General features: G+C 39.2%; 1 protein-coding gene. It reads right to left on the bottom strand.

Going from position 1 to position 1115, the window contains the following annotated elements:
• Positions 1-16 precede the first annotated feature (16 nt).
• Entirely contained in the window at positions 17-943 is a 927-nt protein-coding gene (locus tag DWA30_RS00680; RefSeq protein WP_114490624.1) for an ABC transporter ATP-binding protein, read from the bottom strand.
• Positions 944-1115 lie beyond the last annotated feature (172 nt).

Below are 1115 nucleotides of genomic sequence, written 5' to 3'. Positions count from 1 at the left end.
ATTCATTGTCTCTTAGTTAGTTGTTTCGAACGGTTTCAATAAAAATATCGTTTGCTGAAGGGATCACTTCTACAAAATGTGTGAGTTGTCCTTTGGTGGTGAGATAACTCACCAGATCGTTAGCAGAGTCGGTTTCAGGGATCTGGATCTTATACTGCAACTCGTCATTGATCGTTTTGAAGGAGGCCGGAAACACTTCAAACTTTTCGTGCAATAGCGCACTAACTGCCTCGTGGTTTTCGGTTACTAGTCCAACTTCGAAGGTATTCGATTTATATTCCCGCTTAATATCTATAAGCTTCCCATCCAAGATCTTATTCGATTTATGGATTAATGCAATATGGTCGCACATCTCTTCTACCGATTCCATACGGTGGGTAGAAAATATTACGGTCGCTCCATTATCGCGCAGCCTAAGAATTTCATCTTTAATAAGATTGGCATTTATAGGGTCGAAACCGCTAAAAGGCTCGTCGAAAATTAACAGCTTAGGTTCGTGTAGCACGGTCACAACAAATTGGATCTTTTGTGCCATCCCCTTAGAGAGCTCTTGAATCTTCTTGTTCCACCAGTCTCCAATTTCTAAGCGTTGAAACCAATATTGTAATTTCTGTTTGGCCTCTTGTTTACTTAGCCCTTTTAGCTGGGCAAGATACAACGCCTGCTCTCCTACTTTCATAGATTTGTACAATCCTCGTTCCTCCGGCAGATATCCTATATGTTGAATATGATGTGGTTGTAAGGGCTCACCATCTAAGATCACGCTTCCTGTGTCGGGCATGGTTATTTGATTGATGATACGAATAAATGTTGTCTTCCCTGCACCATTAGGACCAAGCAGTCCAAATATACTACCCTTTGGGACTTCAATAGACACATCATTTAAGGCTTTGTATGCTCCAAAAGATTTAGAAACATTGTTCGCTACCAAGAGTTTTTCCATAGTTGATTTTTAGTAATTGTAAAGGTATTTTATTTGAAGTACTTGTCAATAGAAAATTACCGTATACTTACCGAGTTGGTATAATGTATGGCAAAAATGTTACAGTATTAGGACGGAATGTGCCAAAAACAAAACCCACCCTAAAATAAATTCAAGGGTGGGAAAAAAAATT

The organism is Candidatus Ulvibacter alkanivorans (genome assembly GCF_003333325.1).
Classification (GTDB): Bacteria; Bacteroidota; Bacteroidia; order Flavobacteriales; family Flavobacteriaceae; genus Ulvibacter_A; species Ulvibacter_A alkanivorans.
The sequence above is the reverse complement of the archived record's forward strand: the minus strand, read 5'-3'. Positions and strand labels throughout refer to the sequence as shown.

Excerpts from the sequence above, each read along its gene's own strand:
- DWA30_RS00680 (WP_114490624.1), bottom strand. The coding sequence starts at position 943 with ATGGAAAAACTCTTGGTAGCGAACAATGTTTCTAAATCTTTTGGAGCA.